The organism is Schaedlerella sp., from assembly GCF_056796775.1.
The window spans coordinates 1-18570 of record NZ_JBQIKP010000001.1 but is presented as its reverse complement, the minus strand read 5'-3'; the positions used below and the strand labels follow the sequence as shown (position 1 = coordinate 18570).

The window sequence follows — 18570 nt, the reverse complement described above, 5'->3', positions numbered from 1 at the left end:
AGATTGCGGGGGGAACGATCATCCATTATGAAGAAAAAAAATCAGACGACCAATACAAATAAATATCTGCTTGCCGGATTGACCATGGTCTGTATCCTGCTGATGCTGCTGTCCGTATTCTATGAAAAGACAGCGGGACCGTTTAAGGTGCTTGCCAATCTTACGGTCATTCCGATGCAGCAGGGGTTCAATAAGGTGGGCAGTCTGCTCATCGATGTCAGTGAGAACTTCGGTACACTGGAGGAAGCGCGTAAATTAAATAAAAGCCTGCAGGCGCAGATTGATGAGCTGATCATGCAGAATAACAACCTGCAGGAGGAAAAATACGAGCTGGAGCGGCTCAGGGAATTGTACAAATTGGACCAGAATTACGCGGAATACGAAAAGGTCGGCGCCCGTGTGATCAGCAAGGATCCCGGAAACTGGTTCAGCAGCTTTACCATCGATAAAGGGAGCCTGAACGGGATTCGGGTGGATATGAACGTGATTGCGGGGAGCGGGCTGGTAGGGATCGTGACTGAGGTCGGGCCTACCTGGGCGACCGTGCGTTCCATTATTGATGATTCCAGCAATATGGGAGGCATGGTACTGTCTACCTCGGACACCTGTATCGTGCGCGGAGATCTGTCCCTGATCAATGACGGGAAGATGCGTTTTGAGCAGATGGAGAATAATGACAATAAGGTGGAGGTGGGCGAGCAGATCGTGACCTCTCACATCAGTGATAAATACCTGCAGGGGATTTTGATCGGTTATGTCAGCGAGGTCCAGGTAGATTCCAACAATCTGACCCGGTCCGGTTACCTGACCCCTGTGGTCAATTTCAAAAAGCTTCAGGAAGTGCTCGTCATTACGAAGACCAAGGCGGAGCTGACCGGAACCGACGTGACCCAGGAGGATGCAGGAGCAGCAGAACCGGCCGGAGCGGAGGCGGGAGGAGACGCCGGAGGGGGAACGGACGCTGAAGGCGGCCAGCCTGCGGAAAACGGAGCGGGAGAGGGCGCGCCTTCCGGAAATGAACCAGCGAACGGCCAGCCTGCGGAAAACGGAGCAGGGGAAAGCGCGCCTTCCGAAAACGGGGCAGGACAGGGAGCACCGGGGGATGCCGCGGCCGGGCCGGAAGGAACCGACTCCGGCGGGGAAGGCCCTTCCGGAGCGCCTCCGGCAGATGTACCGGAAGGGGAGTAACACGAATCAGGAGTAGGAAAGGAGAGGGATATGAAAGGAATCAAGATCAAACGTGTCATCGTGACGGCTCTGGCAGTGTGCGTCTGCTATATGCTGCAATGCACCCTGTTTCCCAGCCTGGCGCTGGCATCCGTCAAGCCGAATATCCTGATCATACTGACCGCTTCCTACGGATTCATGCGGGGGCCGAAGGACGGGATGCTGGTGGGCTTCTTTTCCGGGCTTCTGACAGACATCCAGTTTGGGAATATCCTGGGCTTTTACGCTCTGATCTATTTAGTGGCAGGCTATGTGAACGGACTGTTTGAACAGATGTATTATGACGAGGACATTAAGCTGCCTCTGGCGCTGGTGGGAGCAACGGAGTTCATCTACGGGCTGGTCATCTATCTGCTGATGTTCATGCTGCGGAGCGAATTTGATTTTTTACATTATCTGAGACATATTATCATACCGGAGCTCATATATACTATAGTAGTGACACTGGGACTTTATCCTCTCATACTTTTCATAAACCACAGGTTAGACGCAGAAGAAAAAAGGAGTGCAGGCAAATTTGTTTAGAAAAATCTCGAAAAGGATCAAAAAAACAATCATTCAGATCTCGGAATCCAGGCTCCTGGTCCTGATCCTGGTATTCTGCTTCCTGTATGCGGTCCTGATCAACAGGCTGTTTGGGCTGCAGATCGTCAAAGGCGAATACTATATGGATAACTATAAGCTGCAGATTCGGAAGGAACGGGATCTGCAGGGCACCCGGGGCAATATCTACGACCGGAACGGGGATCTGCTGGCCTACAATGAGCTGGCTTATTCCGTGGTCTTTGAAGATGATATCTCAGGAACCGAGGATCGGAATGAGACTCTCAACCGGATCATGGACGAGGTGATCCGGATCGTGGAATCTCATGGAGACAGTGTCATTCACAGCTTCGGGATCGTGCTGGATCCTGCCGGCAACTACCAGTTCACCCAGACCAATGAGACGCTCCGGCTTCGTTTTGTGGCCGATGTATACGGTCTGAGGACCATTGACGAGCTGACCAGGGAGCAGGAAAACGCGACGGCGGAGGAGCTGATCCATTACCTCTGCACCCATGAGATCTATGGTTATGACCTGGATGAAACGAAGCTGGACAGGGAGTATATCCTGAAGATGATCAATCTTCGGTATGCCATCAACCTGAACAGCTACCAGAAATATATTCCTACCGTGCTGGCCTCAGATGTGAGCGATGAGACCCGGTTCGCCATTATGGAAAACCTGGATCGGATGGCAGGCGTGGGTATTGAGACGGAATACCTGCGTAGATACACGGACAGCCAGTACTTTGCCTCTCTGATCGGGTACACCGGGAAGATTTCCCAGGAAGAATACGACGCCCTAGATGAAGATCAGAAGGAGCGGTATGCCTTGTCGGATATTGTGGGAAAATCCGGCATCGAGCAGGTCATGGACAATGTCCTCCAGGGGGATCGGGGAAGCCGGGTCTTCTATGTGGACAGCGTCGGCAAGGTGACGGAGGAGGTTAGCTTTGTGGAGCCGGGAGCCGGCAATGACGTGTATCTCACGATCGACAGGAAGCTGCAGCAGCAGACTTACCGGATCATTGAAGAGAAGATTGCGGGAGTGGTCCTTTCCAAATTGAGCACGATCATGAATTATGACCCCAGTCTGGAGAAGGATACAAAATATATCGTCATCCCGGCGGATGATGCCTACTTTGCCTTTATCGCGAATCAGATCATTGATGAACAGCATTTCGGCAAGGAAGATGCCGGGGCGGCGGAAAAAGAGGTGTATGCCGTATATGAAGCCCGGAAGACCACTGTCATGAACGAGATCCTGGCGGAGCTGAACGGCACCACCCCCTACCAGAGCCTGTCGGCCGAGATGCAGGGATATATGGATTATATGGAGACGATCCTGCTGGGAGGGATCCTGCTGGACGATGCCATTGACGCGGCAGACCCTACCTATCAGGCGTGGTCAAAGGATGAGAGCATCAGCATGAACCAATATCTGAATTATGCGATCTCCAAAAACTGGATTGATACTTCCCGGCTCAGCGAGTATATCTCATCCGAATATTCCGATGCGGCGGAGGTCTATCAGGCCATCCTGAGCTACCTGAAAGATTATTTGAGTTCGGATATGAATTTCGACAAACTTCTCTACAAATATCTTATAAAATCAGGGAGTATCTCAGGCGCGCAGATCTGTGCCATTGTATATGAGCAGGGAGCGCTGCCGATGGATGAGGGGACCTATAATGGCCTCCGCGCCGGAGGGATTGATTCTTTTGGCTGGCTGCATACGCAGATCCAGACGCTTTCGATCACGCCCGGGCAGCTTGCCCTGGAGCCATGTACAGGTTCCGCGGTGGTGAGTGATCCCAATACGGGAGAGGTGCTGGCCTGTGTGTCTTATCCGGGATATGACAATAACCGGTTGGCCAATACCATGGATTCCGATTATTATAATCAGCTTGTAACCGGGCTTTCCCGTCCGTTTTACAACAATGCCACACAGGAGACCACGGCTCCGGGTTCCACCTACAAGATGGTATCCTCCGTGGCTGCCCTGACAGAGGGTACCATCCAGGGAGATACCTACATCTCCTGCGGCGGCGCGTTTGAAGGGGTCACCCCGAATCCGCAGTGCTGGTCTTATCCCAATGGACACGGCGGGCTGAATGTGGTGGACGCGCTGAATCAATCCTGCAACGTATTTTATTATACTGTGGGATTCCAGTTCGGACTGGACAGGGAAGGAGGCTATGACAGCGACCGGGGGATTGAGGTCCTTCGGAAGTATGCGGAAGGGTTCGGCCTGGGAGAGACCTCCGGTCTTGAGATTCCAGAGACGGAGCCCAATATTTCCGATACGGATTCCGTGCTGTCGGCCATCGGACAGGGTACCAACAACTACACGGTGAGCCAGCTGAACCGCTATGTATCCACGGTCGCCAATAAGGGAACGGTGTACAAGCTGACCCTTCTGGACCGGACGACGGACGCCAACGGAAAGATCATCAAAAAGTATGAACCGATGGTGATCAATGAGATGAAGCGTGTTTCCAACAGCACATGGGATCTGGTCCACAACGGAATGATCGCCATGATCAACAGTACATCCAGCTTCAGCAATATGGGCGGACTCCAGATGGCTGGGAAGACGGGAACCGCGCAGCAGAGCGCCATCCATCCGGACCATGCGGTATTTGTAGGCTTCGCGCCTGCCGAGGAACCGGAAATCGCCGTGGCCGTGCGGATCGCCAATGGATATACCTCCGCTTACGCGGCGGAGATCGGAAGGGATATTGTAAGAGCAAAATATGAGCTTGTGGAAGAGGATGAGCTGATCACCGGAAAGGCGGCAGAACTTGGAGACGCGATTTCTGATTAGGAAGTGAGAAAAATATGGACAGGCTTGTTACGATCAAGAGCTGCAGGTACGGGATGGAGATCTATCTGGATCCGGAGACTTCCTTTGATGTCCTCCTGGAGCATATACGAGAGAAGTTCTGCAGCTCCGCCAGATTTTTTCAGGGGGCGCAGGTTGCGGTCTCCTTTCTGGGACGCAGGCTGAACTATACGGAAGAGCAGGCTGTTTTAAGCCTGATCGCAGATACTACGGAGATGGATGTCGTATGCGTCATAGACCAGGACCGGGAGCATGAGCTGGCTTACAGACGGGCTGTGGAAAAGACATTATCCGAGCTTCCGGTCAGGGACGGGCAGTTCTATCGGGGTACTTTAGGAAAAAGACAGGTGATTGAATCGGATACCAGCATCGTGATCCTGGGAAATGTGGAACCCGGGGCGTCTGTTATTGCGAAGGGGAACATTGTCGTTGTGGGCGCCCTGTACGGAAGCGCGCATGCCGGAGCCACAGGGAATCTGGATGCCTGTATCGCGGCCCTTTCCATGAGCCCCAGGTCTCTCAGGATCGGGGACATGGAAATCGGAAGCCGGGAGAGATACGGGAACGGTTTTCGGGATCAGGGACCCGGGATCGCGGCCGTTGACGGCGGCAGGATTTATCTTGATCCACTTGTAGAACAGCCATGAATCAGAAATTGCAGGAGGACAGCAAGAATGGGAGAAGTAATTGTCATTACATCAGGAAAAGGCGGAGTCGGCAAAACGACCACAACGGCAAATATCGGGGTCGGACTGGCTCAGGCAGGTAAAAAAGTGATCGTCATTGACACGGATCTCGGACTTCGGAATCTGGATGTGGTCATGGGACTGGAAAATAAGATCGTATATAATCTGGTTGACGTGATAGAAGGCAATTGCCGCGTCAAGCAGGCGCTGATCAGGGACAAGCGTTTTGCGGAGCTGTATCTGCTTCCTTCGGCCCAGACCAGGGATAAGTCTTCTGTCTCTCCGGAGCAGATGCAGAAGCTGGTGTCGGAGCTGAAATCAGAATTTGACTATATTCTGCTGGACTGCCCAGCAGGAATCGAGCAGGGTTTCCAGAACGCCATTGCAGGGGCGGACCGGGCGGTGATCGTGACCACACCGGAGGTTTCCGCGATCCGGGACGCGGATCGGATCATCGGTCTTCTGGAGACCAGAGGGATCAAAAAGAATGCCCTGATCATCAACCGGCTGCGGATCGATATGGTGCAGAAGGGCGATATGATGTCTGTGGAGGATGTGACGGAGATTCTGGCGATTCCCCTCATCGGGGTGATCCCGGATGACGAGCAGATCGTGATCGCCACCAACCAGGGGGAACCGATCATCGGCACGGACAGTCTGTCAGGGCATGCCTACGATCATATCTGCAGACGGCTTCTCGGGGAAGAGATCCCGATTCCGGATTTCAGCCGCCCGGACGGACTTTTTTCAAGGATCCGCAGGATGCTGGGAAAAAAGTAAGGGGGCAAAAACATGATGAGTGTACCTTCCGTTCAGATTGCAAAAGACCGGCTTCACGACCTTCTCAATGCGGATCGGCTGAAATGTACGCCGGATATGACAGAAAAGCTGTCTGCGGACATCTACTATGCCCTGTCCAAATATATCGAGGTCAGACGGGAAAACTTTGATCTCAGGATTACACGTTCGGATATACATATCAAATATACAGGAGAGAAAGATTGAAAACCTTTATCCAACATATACTTCATCGGTATCATTTGAAAGATTATAAATTCAGCCTTGTCGCACTGGTGCTTGCGATCTCCGTGATCGGAGTGTTTATCGTCGGCAGCGCGCAGGCGTCCTCACAGGGAAAGCAGGCCATGGGCGTAGCCATGGGCCTGGTAGCTATGGTTGTGATCTCACTGATTGATTATGAGTGGGTGCTCAATAATTTCTACTGGCTCATGTACGCGGCGAATATCATATTGCTGTTCGCCGTTCTCCTGTTCGGGGAAAACATCAATGGTGCCACCCGGTGGCTGAACCTTGGATTTGTCCAGTTCCAGCCTTCCGACCTGACAAAGATCATCACAGTCCTGTTTTATGCGAAGTTTTTGACGAAGTATGAGCATGTAGTCAATAAGATCCGGTTCATCTGTATCGCGGTGGTGCTGATGCTGCCTTCCCTGGCGCTGATCTTTAAGCAGCCCAACCTGTCCAATACCATCTGCCTGGGAATGCTCTTCTGCGTGCTGATGTTCATGGGAGGCTTAAGCTACAAATATATCCGTAATATCCTTGCGGTGTGTGTCCCGCTGGCGGTAATCCTGTTTATCATCGTGATCCAGCCGAATCAGCCACTGATCCATGATTACCAGCAGAACCGGATCCTTGCCTGGCTGGAGCCGGAAAAGTACGAATCCGAAGAAGCCTATCAGCAGCTGAATTCGATCATGGCCATCGGCTCCGGACAATTGACCGGAAAGGGGTATAATAACTCCGCGACCACCTCCGTAAAGAACGGAAAATTCATCTCTGAACCACAGACAGACTTTATTTTTGCAATAATTGGAGAAGAATTAGGATTTGTGGGTTGTTGTGTCGTGATAATTTTGTTATTATTAATAGTAATAGATTGTATTTTGATTGGGATGAAGGCGAAGGACGCAGCGGGGCGCATCATCTGCGCCGGAGTTGCCGCACTGATCGGGATCCAGAGTTTCATCAACATCAGTGTGGCTACCATGTTGTTTCCGAATACGGGGATTTCCCTGCCGTTTATCAGTTATGGCATGACTTCGGTCATATGTTTTTACATGGGAATCGGATTCGTGCTGAATGTCGGGCTTCAGCCGAACAAATATCAGTAGAGGAGAGGGCATATCATGAATATTGGACTGGTTGCACATGACGCGAAGAAAAAATTGATGCAGAATTTTTGTATTGCCTACAGAGGGATCTTAAACAAGCACAATCTGTACGCAACAGAGACAACGGGGATTCTTGTGGAAAGTGTGACAAATCTTAACATCCATAAATACCTGGCGGGACATCTGGGCGGAAAGCAGATGCTGGGCGCGCAGATCGAGCAGAATGACATGGATCTTATGATTTTTTTCCGTGACCCTTTAAGCCCCAGATCACATGAACCGGATGTGAATGATATCGTTCGGCTGTGTGACGAATATAACATACCGATGGCTACAAACATCGCTACGGCAGAGGCTTTGATCCTGGCTCTGGACAGAGGCGATCTGGACTGGAGGGAGCTGTACAGATGAAAGGCGGATATGCATGAGTAGAACTGAACATGATTTCCGGCAGAGACCAGAATCAAACAGAAGAAGGACCGATCGGCAGGAGCCCGGCAGAAGGAACGGAAGCGGCAGAAGACCAGAGGAACAGAGGCCGGCGGAGCGGATGCGGAGAAACCGGGGAGCGCAGCCTGTCAGAAGGAGACGGAAGAGACGCAGAAAACAGGCGGTAAAGGGACTGCTTTTATCGGCGGTACTGCTGACGACACTGCTTGTACTGGGAGCTGCCGGATTTCTGCGCTATCTGAAAGCTGCGGATGCAAAGACGATGTATGCAGCCCTTTATGAGACGGAACACTATAATCAGGATCAGTACCAGGGCGAGCTGTTCGCGTCGGAGCTGTGTGTGGCTGCGGGAGATGTGGTGCTGAATGGATTTAACGGAGACCCGACGCTTCATGCAGCGGGCTTATTTGACGTGAACCAGAAACAGGTTCTCTACGCAGACCGGATTCATGAGGAGCTTTATCCTGCAAGCACGACCAAGCTGATGACGGCCTATCTGGCCTTAAAGCACGGCAATCTGGAGGATGTGGTGACAGTCAGTGAGACGGCGGTATCCTTTGTGGATCCGGAGGCGTCGCTGTGCGGTCTCCAGGTGGGAGACCAGCTTTCTCTGTACGATCTGCTGTGCGGCCTGATTCTGCATTCGGGAAATGACAATGCGGCGGTGATCGCGGAGCATATCGGCGGAAGCCAGGAAGGCTTTGTAGAGATGATGAACCAGGAGGCTCTAAGCCTGGGGGCTACTCATACGCATTTTCAGAATCCCCACGGACTGCATGAGGACGGACATTATACCACTGCCTATGACCTGTACCTGATGTTCAACGCCTGCATCCAGGACGAGCGGTTTATCGATATCATCTCCATGAAATCCTATCATGCCACGCTGACCGGTATGGACGGAAGCATTCGGACCGAGGATTGGCCGGCTTCCAACTATTATTCCGCAGGGCTTGCGGATCCTCCGGCCGGGGTCAACGTGATCGGCGGAAAAACGGGAACCACGGACCAGGCGGGGTCCTGCGTGATATTGTACAATCTGGACAGTACGGGTCGTCCTCTGATCTCGGTTGTCATGGGGGCCGATCATAAGGATCTGCTGTACAGCGACATGTCTCAGATCCTGTCTGCAGGGACCGCGGGGAGCTGAAATGATTGAGGCGGAGAAGAAGTGTTATCCCGCACGAAAAAGCAAAGGGAATGAAATCGGATTATATGAGGGAAGAAAAGCTGCGGCCTGTGCGGAGAATGGTATGTAGCGCGCCCGGCGATTCCGGGGCTGACTGTGCCCCGGACGATCACCGCGCGGATGGGTCAGGAAGATGTACTGTCAGACATGGTATCCATTCTTCCATACAGACTGATCAGATAGAGTCCGCACAGTCCTACGATTGTATAGATAATTCTGGCAAACCAGCTGAGATTTCCAAAAAGGAATGCAACCAGGTCAAATCGAAAGATACCGACCAGGAGCCAGTTTGCCGCACCGATGATGACAAGAGTCAGGGCAGTATTGTCGAACCACTTCATGCTATTTCCTCCTTTTCTCTGAGCTTGCTTTCAGTATTGACAATTTGAAGTAGAAATATACATGCAAAAGTGATATACTTGTTAACGATACTACGTCAGCAAACATAAAAACGGAAAATCGGAGGAGTGGAAGTTGGCAGTCCGAAGGAAGGATCTCGCTAAGATCAGCCAGTATAAAACAAAGCAGGAAATGAATATCGGCATACTGATCTTTACACTGATCTTGTTGTATCTGATCGTTACGGTATTTACGTATGCGACTTCAAAGCGGATCTCCACATATGAAGTCCGCAGGGGAAGTATTGTAAAGGATAATTCCTACAATGGACTGATCCTGAGACAGGAAGTGACCGCTGCTGCGGAATCCGGAGGATACATCAGCTATTTCCGCAATGAGAACAGTAAGGTCAAGACGGGAAGTAATATTTACGCGGTGTCTCCCATGAGATTGGATATAGAAGTTTCCACAGAAACAGAAGAGTTTACTTACGGAACCGAAGTGCAGAAAAATCTGACGCTGAAGACCCAGAATTTTAATGAAAATTTTCATCCGCAGAAGTTTTCATCCGTATATACATTGAAAAATGAACTGACCGGGATTCTGCGGGATGCGTCGAATCAGTCAAAGATGACGCGGTTAGACACCCTGATCTCGCAAAACAGCGGAAATATCCATGTCGGCAAGAGCGCTGCGGACGGGATCTTGGTCCGTACCATTGACGGGTATGAGTCCTTATCCGAGCAGACCTTAAAACCGGAGGACTTTGACAGGACCAGCTATTCGGCCGTACGCCTGGAGGATCAGGCAGAGGTAGGAGCCGGGGATATCGTGTACAAGCTGGTAACCGGGGAAGAATGGTATGTCTATATCCAGCTTGACAAAGCGATGGCGGAAGAACTGGCAGAGACTACCTATATCAAAACTAGGATTGATAAGGACAATGAGACGGTATGGGCGGATTTTTCCATCCTGCAGATTGACGAAAACTATTATGGAAAGCTGTTGTTCGACAATTCCATGATCCGCTATGCAGGGGATCGTTTTTTGAATATTGAGTTGATCACAGAACAGGAAAGCGGTCTGAAAATTCCGAAAAGCGCGGTCATTGAGAAGGAATTCTATGTGGTTCCGGCAGAGTATCTGGCATCCAACAAGAGCGGAACCGCACAGGGGGTCCTGGTACGGAAAAAGAATGACGAGAGTGGGGAACTGGAAGAGGTTTTTCAGGCTGCGGATATTTATTATATGACGGAGAAAGGGGATTTTTACCTGGATCCGGAAGATTTCGGACCGAATACGTTCCTGATGAAAGAAGGTTCTTCCGAGACATTTCTCTTAAAGGATCAGGACACTTTGCAGGGTGTATACAACATTAATCAGGGATACGCGGTGTTCAGGAGGGTTCTGATCCTGTGTGAGAATGCGGATTATTATATTGTAGAAGAGGGAGCCTCCTACAGTCTTTCCAACTATGACCACATTGTTCTGGACGGCAACATGGTGGAGGATTCTGAAGTGGTGTTCCAGTAAGCGTATCAAAAAGGAGAGTTTGAGTGATGATAAGGGATCAGCTGCATGAAGTAGAGACAAGAATACAGGCTGCCTGCGCGCGGGCGGGACGGAAACGGGAGGAAGTGACCCTGATCGCGGTCAGCAAGACGAAGCCGGTGGAAGTCCTTAGGGAAGCCTATGATCTGGGCGTCCGGGTGTTTGGGGAGAATAAGGTTCAAGAGCTGACAGAGAAGTTTGGCGCCCTGCCCACGGATATCCACTGGCATATGATCGGGCATCTGCAGACCAACAAAGTAAAGTATATCGTAGAGAAAGCGGAACTGATCCACTCGGTGGATTCGTTACGGCTTGCCCAGGCGATTGAAAAGGAAGCGGCAAAAAGAGGGCTGACCTCGGATATTCTCGTAGAAGTCAATGTGGCGGAGGAGAAGAGCAAGTTCGGTGTCCGGGTGAATGAGGTCATTTCGTTCATCGAAACGCTTGCGAAATTTCCGCACTTACATGTATGCGGACTCATGACGATCGCCCCTTTTGTGGAAAATCCCGAAGAAAATAGGCCAATTTTTAAAAATTTACATAAATTATCTGTTGACATCGCACACAAAAACATTGATAATGTTAACGTAAATATACTTTCAATGGGGATGACCAATGATTATGAGGTTGCAATTGAAGAAGGAGCAACTATGGTTCGGGTAGGGACCGGAATCTTTGGTGCCAGGGACTATGGGGTCTCTGGCTAGAAAGTAAGGGCAGTAAAAAGTTTGATTGGAGTGTAAACATGAGTATATTTGACAAATTCCTTGACATCATGAAATTGAATGATGACGATGACTACGACGATGATTTCTATGATGACGATGATTTTTACGAGGATGATTACGAAGAGAGGCCCAGGCGTTCCTTTTTCAATAAAAAGACGAACAGCAAAGACAGTTACGATGACTTTGATATGCAGCAGGAGAGCAGCCGGGTACCTGCGCCCAGCAGCAATGTAACTCCAATGCGTCAGCCTTCTTCCCGGAGAAGCGGCGGGAACAATGCGGGGATGGAGGTCTGTGTGGTAAAGCCGATTTCTGTGGATGACTCCCGTGAGATTACGGAGACACTTCTTTCGGGACGTACGGTGATCCTGAATCTGGAGGGGATGGATCTGGAGATCGCGCAGAGGATCATTGATTTTATTTCCGGAGCTACCTTTGCGATCAGCGGGAATCTGCAGAAGATTTCCAATTATATTTTCCTCGTGACCCCGACAAACGTAGACATTACAGGGGATCTTCAGGATCTTCTCAGCGGTTCCATGGAGCAACCGACCGTGCGGGGAAGATATTGATGATGCGGGATGAAGAATTATTGGCAAAACGGTTGACCGAGCTGTCTCGTCAGTCCTTCCACCGCGGGATCATTACATATACGGATTTTCTCAATCTGAATGAACAAAGTATTCTGCATGCACTGCCAAAGAATTCCTTATATACGGAATATACCCTTTTTGGCGGGTATGATTCTGCAGAGCGTCAGATGGCGGCTTTCCTGCCTGAAGATGCTCTTTCTTTGCGTGGCAGGCCTGCCAGGAGCCGGGACGAAAAAGGGGCCGGCAGCCCAGGCGTGGACAAGGTTGTTTTTATGGATAGGATGGCTGTGCTTCGGATCACCCCTCTCCATGAAAAATTTGCGGACGCGCTGACCCACCGGGATTATCTGGGGGCCGTTATGAACCTGGGACTGGAGCGCGGAAAAATGGGGGATATTTTGATTGATGGTCTGGATGCCCTGATCTTCATAGACGCGAAGCTCAGGGACTTTCTCAAAGAAGAGCTGACCCGGGTCCGTCATACGTCTGTTTTGGTGTCTGAGGAGGACTGGGAGGATTTCCGGTATACGCAGAACGTGCAGGAGATCCGGGGGACGGTTTCGTCTCTCAGGCTGGATGCCCTGCTTTCCCTTGCGTTTGCCTCGTCCAGAAGTAAGCTCGCCGGATTGATCGAAACGGGGAAGGTATTTGTGAACGGGAGACTTATGACCTCCAATGGGTATCATATCAAGGAGCAGGACATTATTTCGGTAAGAGGGATGGGGAAGTTTCAGTATGTGGAGCAGCTTTCCGTTACAAAGAAAAACAGGATCTGTGTGCGGATCCATAAATATATTTAAGCAGCAGGGAGGAAAAGGAGAATGGACGGGCAATTTGGAAAAGTAAGAGACTATCTGACGGCAGCCCTCTGCTGTGCCGCGGCAGTGTTGCTGGATCAGGTAACAAAGCACCTGGCGGTGGCGCATTTAAAGCTTCAGAGGGAGATCGTCCTGATTCCCGGGGTGTTTGAGCTTCGCTATCTGGAAAACCGTGGGGCGGCCTTCGGGCTGTTCCAGAACCGGCAGATGTTTTTTGTATGCGCCGCGGTTGTCATATTTCTTCTGATCGGCTTTTTCTATGGAAGGATCCCCGGCGGCCGCAGGTATCTACCCATGCGGATCTGCGGGGTTCTGATCTGCGCGGGCGCTGTAGGTAATCTGATCGATCGGATCCGTTATCAGTATGTGGTGGACTTTTTTTATTTCAGCCTGATCGATTTTCCGATATTTAATGTGGCGGACTGTTATGCGGTGATCGCATGTATTTTGTTTGCCTATCTGATCCTGTTCTTTTATAAAGAGGAGGAATTGGAGTGGTTTGCATTTTTTAAGAGTAAGTAATCTGGTTCTGTTCACGGTGCCCTTGTACGTTGCTGCAAGGCATCCGTTATTTTATGACAGTTCCGGGACTGTGGGTGTGGTGAGGAGAATGGTTGCATTGAATGAGGCAGGAGCAGTGTTTGAATTTATCATGGAAGAGGAAGAGCCGGAGCGGATCGACAAATTATTGTCCTCCGCGCTTCCGGATTTTTCACGTTCCTATCTGCAGAAGCTGGTGAAAGAAGGGGCGGTCCTGGTCAATAAAAAAGAAGTGAAGCCCAATCATAAAGTGAATCCCGGGGATGTTGTAGAGATATCTGTTCCGGAGCCGGAGCTGCCGGACATCTCACCGGAGGACATTCCTCTGGATATTCTGTATGAGGATGAAGAGATTCTGGTTGTGAATAAACCAAAGGGGATGGTGGTCCATCCGGCGCCCGGACATTCCGGCGGTACGCTGGTCAATGCGGTCATGTACCATTGCCAGGGGAAGCTCTCCGGGATCAATGGGGTCACCCGTCCCGGAATCGTACACCGGATCGACCGGGATACCACCGGTTCCCTTGTGATCTGCAAAAGTGACCGGGCGCACCAGGCCCTGGCCGAGCAGCTGAAGGAGCATTCCATTACCCGCAGATACCGAGCGGTTGTGCTGGGAATCATAGCAGGGGAGGGCGGTACGGTAAATGCCCCCATCGGACGCCATCCGACTGACCGGAAAAAGATGAGCAGCAGGTGTAAGAACGGAAAGCCTGCCGTGACCCATTACAGGGTGCTGGAACGCTTTTATAACGACTGCCTGCCTCCGCGTCTAAGATGTGTTTCCGGGGGCTCTAAGGGGGGAAATTCGAAGGGATACACGTATATCGAATGCCAGCTGGAAACCGGGCGCACGCATCAGATCCGGGTGCATCTGTCGGAGATCGGATATCCGATCCTGGGGGATACGGTCTATGGGCCGGCAAAGTGTCCGTTTCCTCTTACTGGGCAGACTCTGCATGCCAGAATATTGGGATTTGTCCATCCGATTTCCGGAGAATATATGGAATTTGACGCGCCCCTTCCGGAGTATTTTGAAGAGCTTCTCAGGAAAATGAGATCTGCCGGACCGATGCCTTTTCTTTCAGGAGATTGTTAAATTTCACAAAAATTTTACAAGGATTCTTGTAAAATATGTTTATATTCGATATAATAAAAGAAAAGACAGTATTTTAGCTGCAAAGGAGAGTGATTGCTTATGAAAACGAACACAATAATAACAATCGGCAGACAATATGGAAGTGCCGGAAGAGAGATTGGCTACAAGATCGCGGATGATCTTGGAATCAAGCTTTATGATAAAGAGATGCTCGCAAGAGCGGCAAAAGAGAGCGGGATCTGCGAGGAGATCTTCGAAAACCATGATGAGAAGCCTACCAACAGCTTTTTGTATTCTCTTGTTATGGATACCTATTCCATGGGCTATACGGGAAATACATACACGGATATGCCCATCAACCATAAGGTATTTCTGGCACAGTTTGATGCCATCAAGAAGATTGCGGATGAAGGACCCTGTATTTTGGTCGGAAGATGTGCGGATTACGCACTGGAGTCTTATGATAATGTTGTCAGTGTTTTCATTCACGCGGACATGGACGCCCGCATACGCCGGATCGCGCGGATCTATGATCTGCCGGATAACAAAGCAAAGGATAAGATCGTTAAAACAGACAAGAAGCGCGCAAGCTATTATAACTATTATACGAATAAACGCTGGTCGGACGCTGTGAGCTACGAATTATGCCTGAACAGCTCCCAGCTTGGAATTGAGGGTACAGCCCATATTATTGAAGAATATATTGTCAGGAAAGAAAGTCTCTCTTCAGAGCAGAGGAGAATTTAATATATAAATAATTTACAAGAGTAATATAAAGATCAGAGCTAAGAATATCAGAAAAAGGATTCGGCAGAAGTCACAATCTGGCCGGATCCTTTTTACTTTATGGCCGGGAAAGCCTGTGGGCATCGCCGCCTGAGATTTTCCTGTAGGTATTACGTTCAGGCCATCCCTGGATATTTCCGCTCAGGATGGCATGGAACATCCGCTCCTTGGCTCCGGGATGCTCTCGATTGAGCTGTTGGACCAGTTCCTTAGCGTACTGGCGTTTGGTATATCCGTCTACCGGACACTTTTTCTTCAAAGCAGGGAGATCGTATTGATGCTGAAAACCGATCACATCCGTCTCATTCAAGAACATCAGGGGACGTATGACGGTCAGGTCCATCCGATCCAGATAGGTCTTTGGGGAAAAGGAATGGAACCTGCCTTCAAAAATGAGGGACAGGAGCATGGTTTCGATGATATCGTCCATATGATGACCGTAAGCCACCTTATTGCAGCCCATTTCCTTCACAGCCTGATTCAGAGCGCCTTTGCGCATTTTCGCGCACAGAGAGCAGGGATTGGATTCCTTACGTACATCAAAGAGGATCTGGTAGATATCCGAAGCAACGACCCTGTATGGAACCTGCATCGTGCCGCATAATTCCCGGATGGGCTCCAAGTCAAAGTCCGGGAAGCCCAGATCCACGGTCACGGCGCTCAGTTCAAAATGCTGCGGATAAAACCGTTTCAGGCCATGGAGGGCATAGAGCAGGGTGAGGCTGTCTTTGCCGCCGGAGATCCCGACCGCAATATGGTCTCCCTCCTGGATCATCGCATATTCATCAATCGCTTTTCTTGTAATGCTTAATAAACGTTGTAGCTGCATATCGGTTAACATCCTTTCATGGCTCCCGAAGCTTTACCGCGCCTGCGGCCTGCCTGCGGCGATTTTCATCAATTGCGGCATAATGCTTCTTTGTGGTATTAACATCCTTGTGCCCGAGTACATCCGCCACCAGATAGATATCCCCGGTTTCCTTGTACAGGGTCGTGCCGTAGGTACTGCGCAGCTTATGAGGCGTAATTTTCTTATTCGGGGTGACCTCCCGGGCATACTTTTTGACCATGTTTTCTACGGCCTGTACGCCGATCCTGCGGCGCTGCGTGGACAAAAACAAGGCATTTTCATGGCCCGGCAGGGGAGTGACAGCCTTTCGGGTCGTATACAGATACATTTTCAGCGCTTCTTCCACTTCCTCACCGAAATATACAACCATCTCGTTGCCGCCTTTTCGGACAACCTTGATCCCGTTATTTTTAAAATCCACATCCTGGATATCCAGGCCTACGCATTCCGAGACACGGATCCCGGTGCCCAGCAGCAGAATAATGATCGCAAAATCCCGGTTTTTCGTCTTTTCATAATATCGTCTGCGCTGGCCGGTGAACTCGCTGCCCCCATGCTCGATATAATCCAGGAGCATGGCCACCTCGTCCGTATCCAAACGGATGATCGCCTTGTCATGGAGCTTCGGCATATCCACAAGCAGGGACGGATTCCTGGAAATGACTTGGCGCTTGAAGAAATAGCCGTAAAAACTCCTCAATGCGGACATTTTGCGGGATAATCCCTTTTCCGCATTGGTGATCTGTTTTTCCTCCGGATTCTTGTAGACCTTCAGATATTCCTGGTATTCCTCAATATCGACCGGTTCGATGCGCTCCAGATCCTGTACCGTAAACTGATCCACGGTATAATTTTTGTAGACCGGGTTATTCTCCATCAAAAAATGGAAAAACACCCGGATGTCATAGGCATAAGAAATCCGGGTCCGTGTGGAAGTCTGCGGTTCCACAGCCCGGAAATAATCCTTTGCAAATGGAGGCAGCGTTTTTAAAATCTCGCGCAAACGCAAGGTATCATCAATATAAAGCTGCTCATGATATGTTTTTGTATTCGTATCAGCCATGAATCAAAACCTCCCCAAAATCAATGAACTTGCCATATTATAGCATGAATCGTCGTATTTGTCTATAGATCTTTTGGAAAAATCGGTATTTGTCGTATAGATCTATTTTGCTGATTCTGTTACTGTCCACATCATAAAAAGAACGTAAATTAAGAAGAAAGCTAATTCGCATATAAAAAACCGTATGCAGTTCTGAATGTACAACCAGAACTGCATACGATCTTTTATAAAAATATAAAGGTGTAATTATGAAAAGATCTGTACGCAAAAATCTTTTCATCAATCAAAAACCCGGTCGCTGATATCAATGGGAACATTCCAAGGAAATGGCCAAGATCACTTATCAGGCGGGTTTTTTGATCCGCGCGGCAGTCATCTTTGTGTACATGTGGGGACATGTACAATGCTGGCTTCACTGCTTCGCGGGAATGAATTTATATCAAATAACGTGGGGACGTATATTGATATCCGGTAGGCTGCTCCTGCATTCCATGGAATGGGGATCCACGCATGAAGGACACATGAAATTACGTAAAGCACCGATCTTCGGTACCGCACAATATATTGTTCTATTAATCAGGGCGGTAAAACAAAAAAACAGCTTCTTTTTTTGGGTGTGTATTATTGTATACAAAATTATGGAGTTATTTTTGCGGCTTTACAGAAAAAGTCAAAAAACACAATTAGCATTGTATACATGTATTCTTCTACAGGCAAAAATAAAAAAACGTAAAATTAATTACGAGAAACAAATGAGTATATAAACAAGTGTTCGCGCCTGCATTATTAAGTATATATCAGGAACGTTTGTTTGTCAATCATTATTTTAAATTTTGCAGATAAAAAATCAAGATGCGTTACTGGTCAGACCCTGACCAGATTCCATTAAATACTGAATAGTAAAAGTGGGAATAGACACATCTTTGCTCATTTTTTTGCAAGGCATATTTAAAAAAATATGCCTTGTTTCTATTGATATCCTCATTGTCATATGTTATAATATATGACAATGAGGTGGGGTTATGGACATTGTAAAATACAAAAACCAGTCCGGCGTGACATATGCTTATGAATCTATTTCCGAATGGGATCCAGTCAAAAAGCAGTCCCGCCCCAAACGTAAGTATC

General features: G+C 49.5%; 18 protein-coding genes and 1 pseudogene. 16 read left to right on the top strand and 3 right to left on the bottom strand.

The annotated features are described in order from the left end of the window. Positions 1 to 27: 27 nt before the first annotated feature. From mreC to ACTOY7_RS00055, 9 genes and pseudogenes are all read left to right on the top strand, one after another. Positions 28 to 894 (top strand): annotated as a pseudogene (gene mreC, locus ACTOY7_RS00095) (rod shape-determining protein MreC); the annotation flags it as partial. A 324-nt stretch (positions 895 to 1218) separates the two neighbouring features. Further along, positions 1219 to 1752 carry a rod shape-determining protein MreD gene (mreD, locus tag ACTOY7_RS00090; protein WP_160281099.1) on the top strand — a complete coding sequence of 178 codons (534 nt, stop codon included), beginning with the start codon at positions 1219 to 1221 and terminating at the stop codon, positions 1750 to 1752. Beyond that, complete coding sequence (locus ACTOY7_RS00085) at positions 1745 to 4597, top strand: penicillin-binding transpeptidase domain-containing protein (protein ID WP_482670468.1); 2853 nt, start codon at positions 1745 to 1747, stop codon at positions 4595 to 4597. Before mreD ends, ACTOY7_RS00085 begins: the two co-directional genes overlap by 8 nt. A 14-nt stretch (positions 4598 to 4611) precedes the next feature. Next, positions 4612 to 5262, top strand: a complete 651-nt coding sequence (locus tag ACTOY7_RS00080; protein WP_160281100.1) for a septum site-determining protein MinC — start codon at positions 4612 to 4614, stop codon at positions 5260 to 5262. 27 nt (positions 5263 to 5289) lie between these two features. Beyond that, entirely contained in the window at positions 5290 to 6081 is a 792-nt protein-coding gene (gene minD, locus ACTOY7_RS00075) for a septum site-determining protein MinD (RefSeq protein ID WP_160281101.1), read from the top strand. Between the two features lie 15 nt (positions 6082 to 6096). After that, a complete protein-coding gene (locus ACTOY7_RS00070) occupies positions 6097 to 6306 on the top strand; it encodes a cell division topological specificity factor MinE (RefSeq protein ID WP_160281162.1) in 210 nt (69 codons plus the stop codon). Beyond that, on the top strand, positions 6303 to 7436 hold the full coding sequence (locus ACTOY7_RS00065) for an FtsW/RodA/SpoVE family cell cycle protein (RefSeq protein ID WP_160281102.1): 1134 nt from the start codon (positions 6303 to 6305) through the stop codon (positions 7434 to 7436). The genes ACTOY7_RS00070 and ACTOY7_RS00065 overlap by 4 nt, the downstream gene beginning before the upstream one ends. A 15-nt stretch (positions 7437 to 7451) precedes the next feature. Continuing rightward, complete coding sequence (locus tag ACTOY7_RS00060) at positions 7452 to 7847, top strand: methylglyoxal synthase (RefSeq protein WP_016294052.1); 396 nt, start codon at positions 7452 to 7454, stop codon at positions 7845 to 7847. A 13-nt stretch (positions 7848 to 7860) separates the two neighbouring features. Beyond that, positions 7861 to 9036, top strand: a complete 1176-nt coding sequence (locus ACTOY7_RS00055) for a D-alanyl-D-alanine carboxypeptidase family protein (RefSeq protein WP_482670467.1) — start codon at positions 7861 to 7863, stop codon at positions 9034 to 9036. Positions 9037 to 9200: 164 nt separating this feature from the next. Here the strand turns inward: ACTOY7_RS00055 and ACTOY7_RS00050 are convergent, their stop codons facing one another. Further along, positions 9201 to 9416: a DUF378 domain-containing protein gene (locus ACTOY7_RS00050; protein ID WP_016294050.1), complete on the bottom strand. Its 216-nt coding sequence runs from the start codon at positions 9414 to 9416 to the stop codon at positions 9201 to 9203. A gap of 133 nt (positions 9417 to 9549) precedes the next feature. Here ACTOY7_RS00050 and ACTOY7_RS00045 point away from each other — a divergent pair, with 133 nt between their 5' ends. The 7 genes from ACTOY7_RS00045 to ACTOY7_RS00015 all read left to right on the top strand — a co-directional run bounded on the left by ACTOY7_RS00045 (position 9550) and on the right by ACTOY7_RS00015 (position 15490). Further along, positions 9550 to 10947 (top strand): biotin/lipoyl attachment domain-containing protein, encoded by a 1398-nt coding sequence (locus ACTOY7_RS00045; RefSeq protein WP_482670466.1) that lies wholly within the window; start codon positions 9550 to 9552, stop codon positions 10945 to 10947. Positions 10948 to 10973: 26 nt separating this feature from the next. Further along, entirely contained in the window at positions 10974 to 11672 is a 699-nt protein-coding gene (locus ACTOY7_RS00040) for a YggS family pyridoxal phosphate-dependent enzyme (RefSeq protein ID WP_394682751.1), read from the top strand. 38 nt (positions 11673 to 11710) lie between these two features. Beyond that, positions 11711 to 12265 carry a cell division protein SepF gene (locus ACTOY7_RS00035; protein ID WP_160281106.1) on the top strand — a complete coding sequence of 185 codons (555 nt, stop codon included), beginning with the start codon at positions 11711 to 11713 and terminating at the stop codon, positions 12263 to 12265. Continuing rightward, positions 12265 to 13086: a YlmH/Sll1252 family protein gene (locus tag ACTOY7_RS00030; protein WP_300884055.1), complete on the top strand. Its 822-nt coding sequence runs from the start codon at positions 12265 to 12267 to the stop codon at positions 13084 to 13086. The genes ACTOY7_RS00035 and ACTOY7_RS00030 overlap by 1 nt, the downstream gene beginning before the upstream one ends. A 21-nt stretch (positions 13087 to 13107) precedes the next feature. Beyond that, the gene (gene lspA / locus ACTOY7_RS00025) at positions 13108 to 13626 is read left to right on the top strand and encodes a signal peptidase II (protein WP_300884058.1); all 519 of its coding nucleotides are present in this window, start codon (positions 13108 to 13110) and stop codon (positions 13624 to 13626) included. 88 nt (positions 13627 to 13714) lie between these two features. Next, entirely contained in the window at positions 13715 to 14743 is a 1029-nt protein-coding gene (locus ACTOY7_RS00020) for an RluA family pseudouridine synthase (protein WP_482670484.1), read from the top strand. Positions 14744 to 14842: 99 nt separating this feature from the next. After that, a complete protein-coding gene (locus tag ACTOY7_RS00015; protein WP_160281108.1) occupies positions 14843 to 15490 on the top strand; it encodes a cytidylate kinase-like family protein in 648 nt (215 codons plus the stop codon). 97 nt (positions 15491 to 15587) lie between these two features. Here the strand turns inward: ACTOY7_RS00015 and ACTOY7_RS00010 are convergent, their stop codons facing one another. Both ACTOY7_RS00010 and ACTOY7_RS00005 read right to left on the bottom strand, forming a co-directional pair. Then, on the bottom strand, positions 15588 to 16358 hold the full coding sequence (locus ACTOY7_RS00010; RefSeq protein WP_160281109.1) for a tRNA 2-thiocytidine biosynthesis TtcA family protein: 771 nt from the start codon (positions 16356 to 16358) through the stop codon (positions 15588 to 15590). 16 nt (positions 16359 to 16374) lie between these two features. After that, on the bottom strand, positions 16375 to 17442 hold the full coding sequence (locus ACTOY7_RS00005; RefSeq protein WP_160281110.1) for a tyrosine-type recombinase/integrase: 1068 nt from the start codon (positions 17440 to 17442) through the stop codon (positions 16375 to 16377). Positions 17443 to 18570: the final 1128 nt, after the last annotated feature.

Coding starts and splice junctions, on each gene's coding strand:
- mreD (WP_160281099.1), top strand. CDS start 1,219: ATGAAAGGAATCAAGATCAAACGTGTCATCGTGACGGCTCTGGCAGTG.
- ACTOY7_RS00080 (WP_160281100.1), top strand. CDS start 4,612: ATGGACAGGCTTGTTACGATCAAGAGCTGCAGGTACGGGATGGAGATC.
- minD (WP_160281101.1), top strand. CDS start 5,290: ATGGGAGAAGTAATTGTCATTACATCAGGAAAAGGCGGAGTCGGCAAA.
- ACTOY7_RS00070 (WP_160281162.1), top strand. CDS start 6,097: ATGAGTGTACCTTCCGTTCAGATTGCAAAAGACCGGCTTCACGACCTT.
- ACTOY7_RS00060 (WP_016294052.1), top strand. CDS start 7,452: ATGAATATTGGACTGGTTGCACATGACGCGAAGAAAAAATTGATGCAG.
- ACTOY7_RS00055 (WP_482670467.1), top strand. CDS start 7,861: ATGAGTAGAACTGAACATGATTTCCGGCAGAGACCAGAATCAAACAGA.
- ACTOY7_RS00050 (WP_016294050.1), bottom strand. CDS start 9,416: ATGAAGTGGTTCGACAATACTGCCCTGACTCTTGTCATCATCGGTGCG.
- ACTOY7_RS00040 (WP_394682751.1), top strand. CDS start 10,974: ATGATAAGGGATCAGCTGCATGAAGTAGAGACAAGAATACAGGCTGCC.
- ACTOY7_RS00035 (WP_160281106.1), top strand. CDS start 11,711: ATGAGTATATTTGACAAATTCCTTGACATCATGAAATTGAATGATGAC.
- ACTOY7_RS00030 (WP_300884055.1), top strand. CDS start 12,265: ATGATGCGGGATGAAGAATTATTGGCAAAACGGTTGACCGAGCTGTCT.
- lspA (WP_300884058.1), top strand. CDS start 13,108: ATGGACGGGCAATTTGGAAAAGTAAGAGACTATCTGACGGCAGCCCTC.
- ACTOY7_RS00020 (WP_482670484.1), top strand. CDS start 13,715: ATGGTTGCATTGAATGAGGCAGGAGCAGTGTTTGAATTTATCATGGAA.
- ACTOY7_RS00015 (WP_160281108.1), top strand. CDS start 14,843: ATGAAAACGAACACAATAATAACAATCGGCAGACAATATGGAAGTGCC.
- ACTOY7_RS00010 (WP_160281109.1), bottom strand. CDS start 16,358: ATGCAGCTACAACGTTTATTAAGCATTACAAGAAAAGCGATTGATGAA.
- ACTOY7_RS00005 (WP_160281110.1), bottom strand. CDS start 17,442: ATGGCTGATACGAATACAAAAACATATCATGAGCAGCTTTATATTGAT.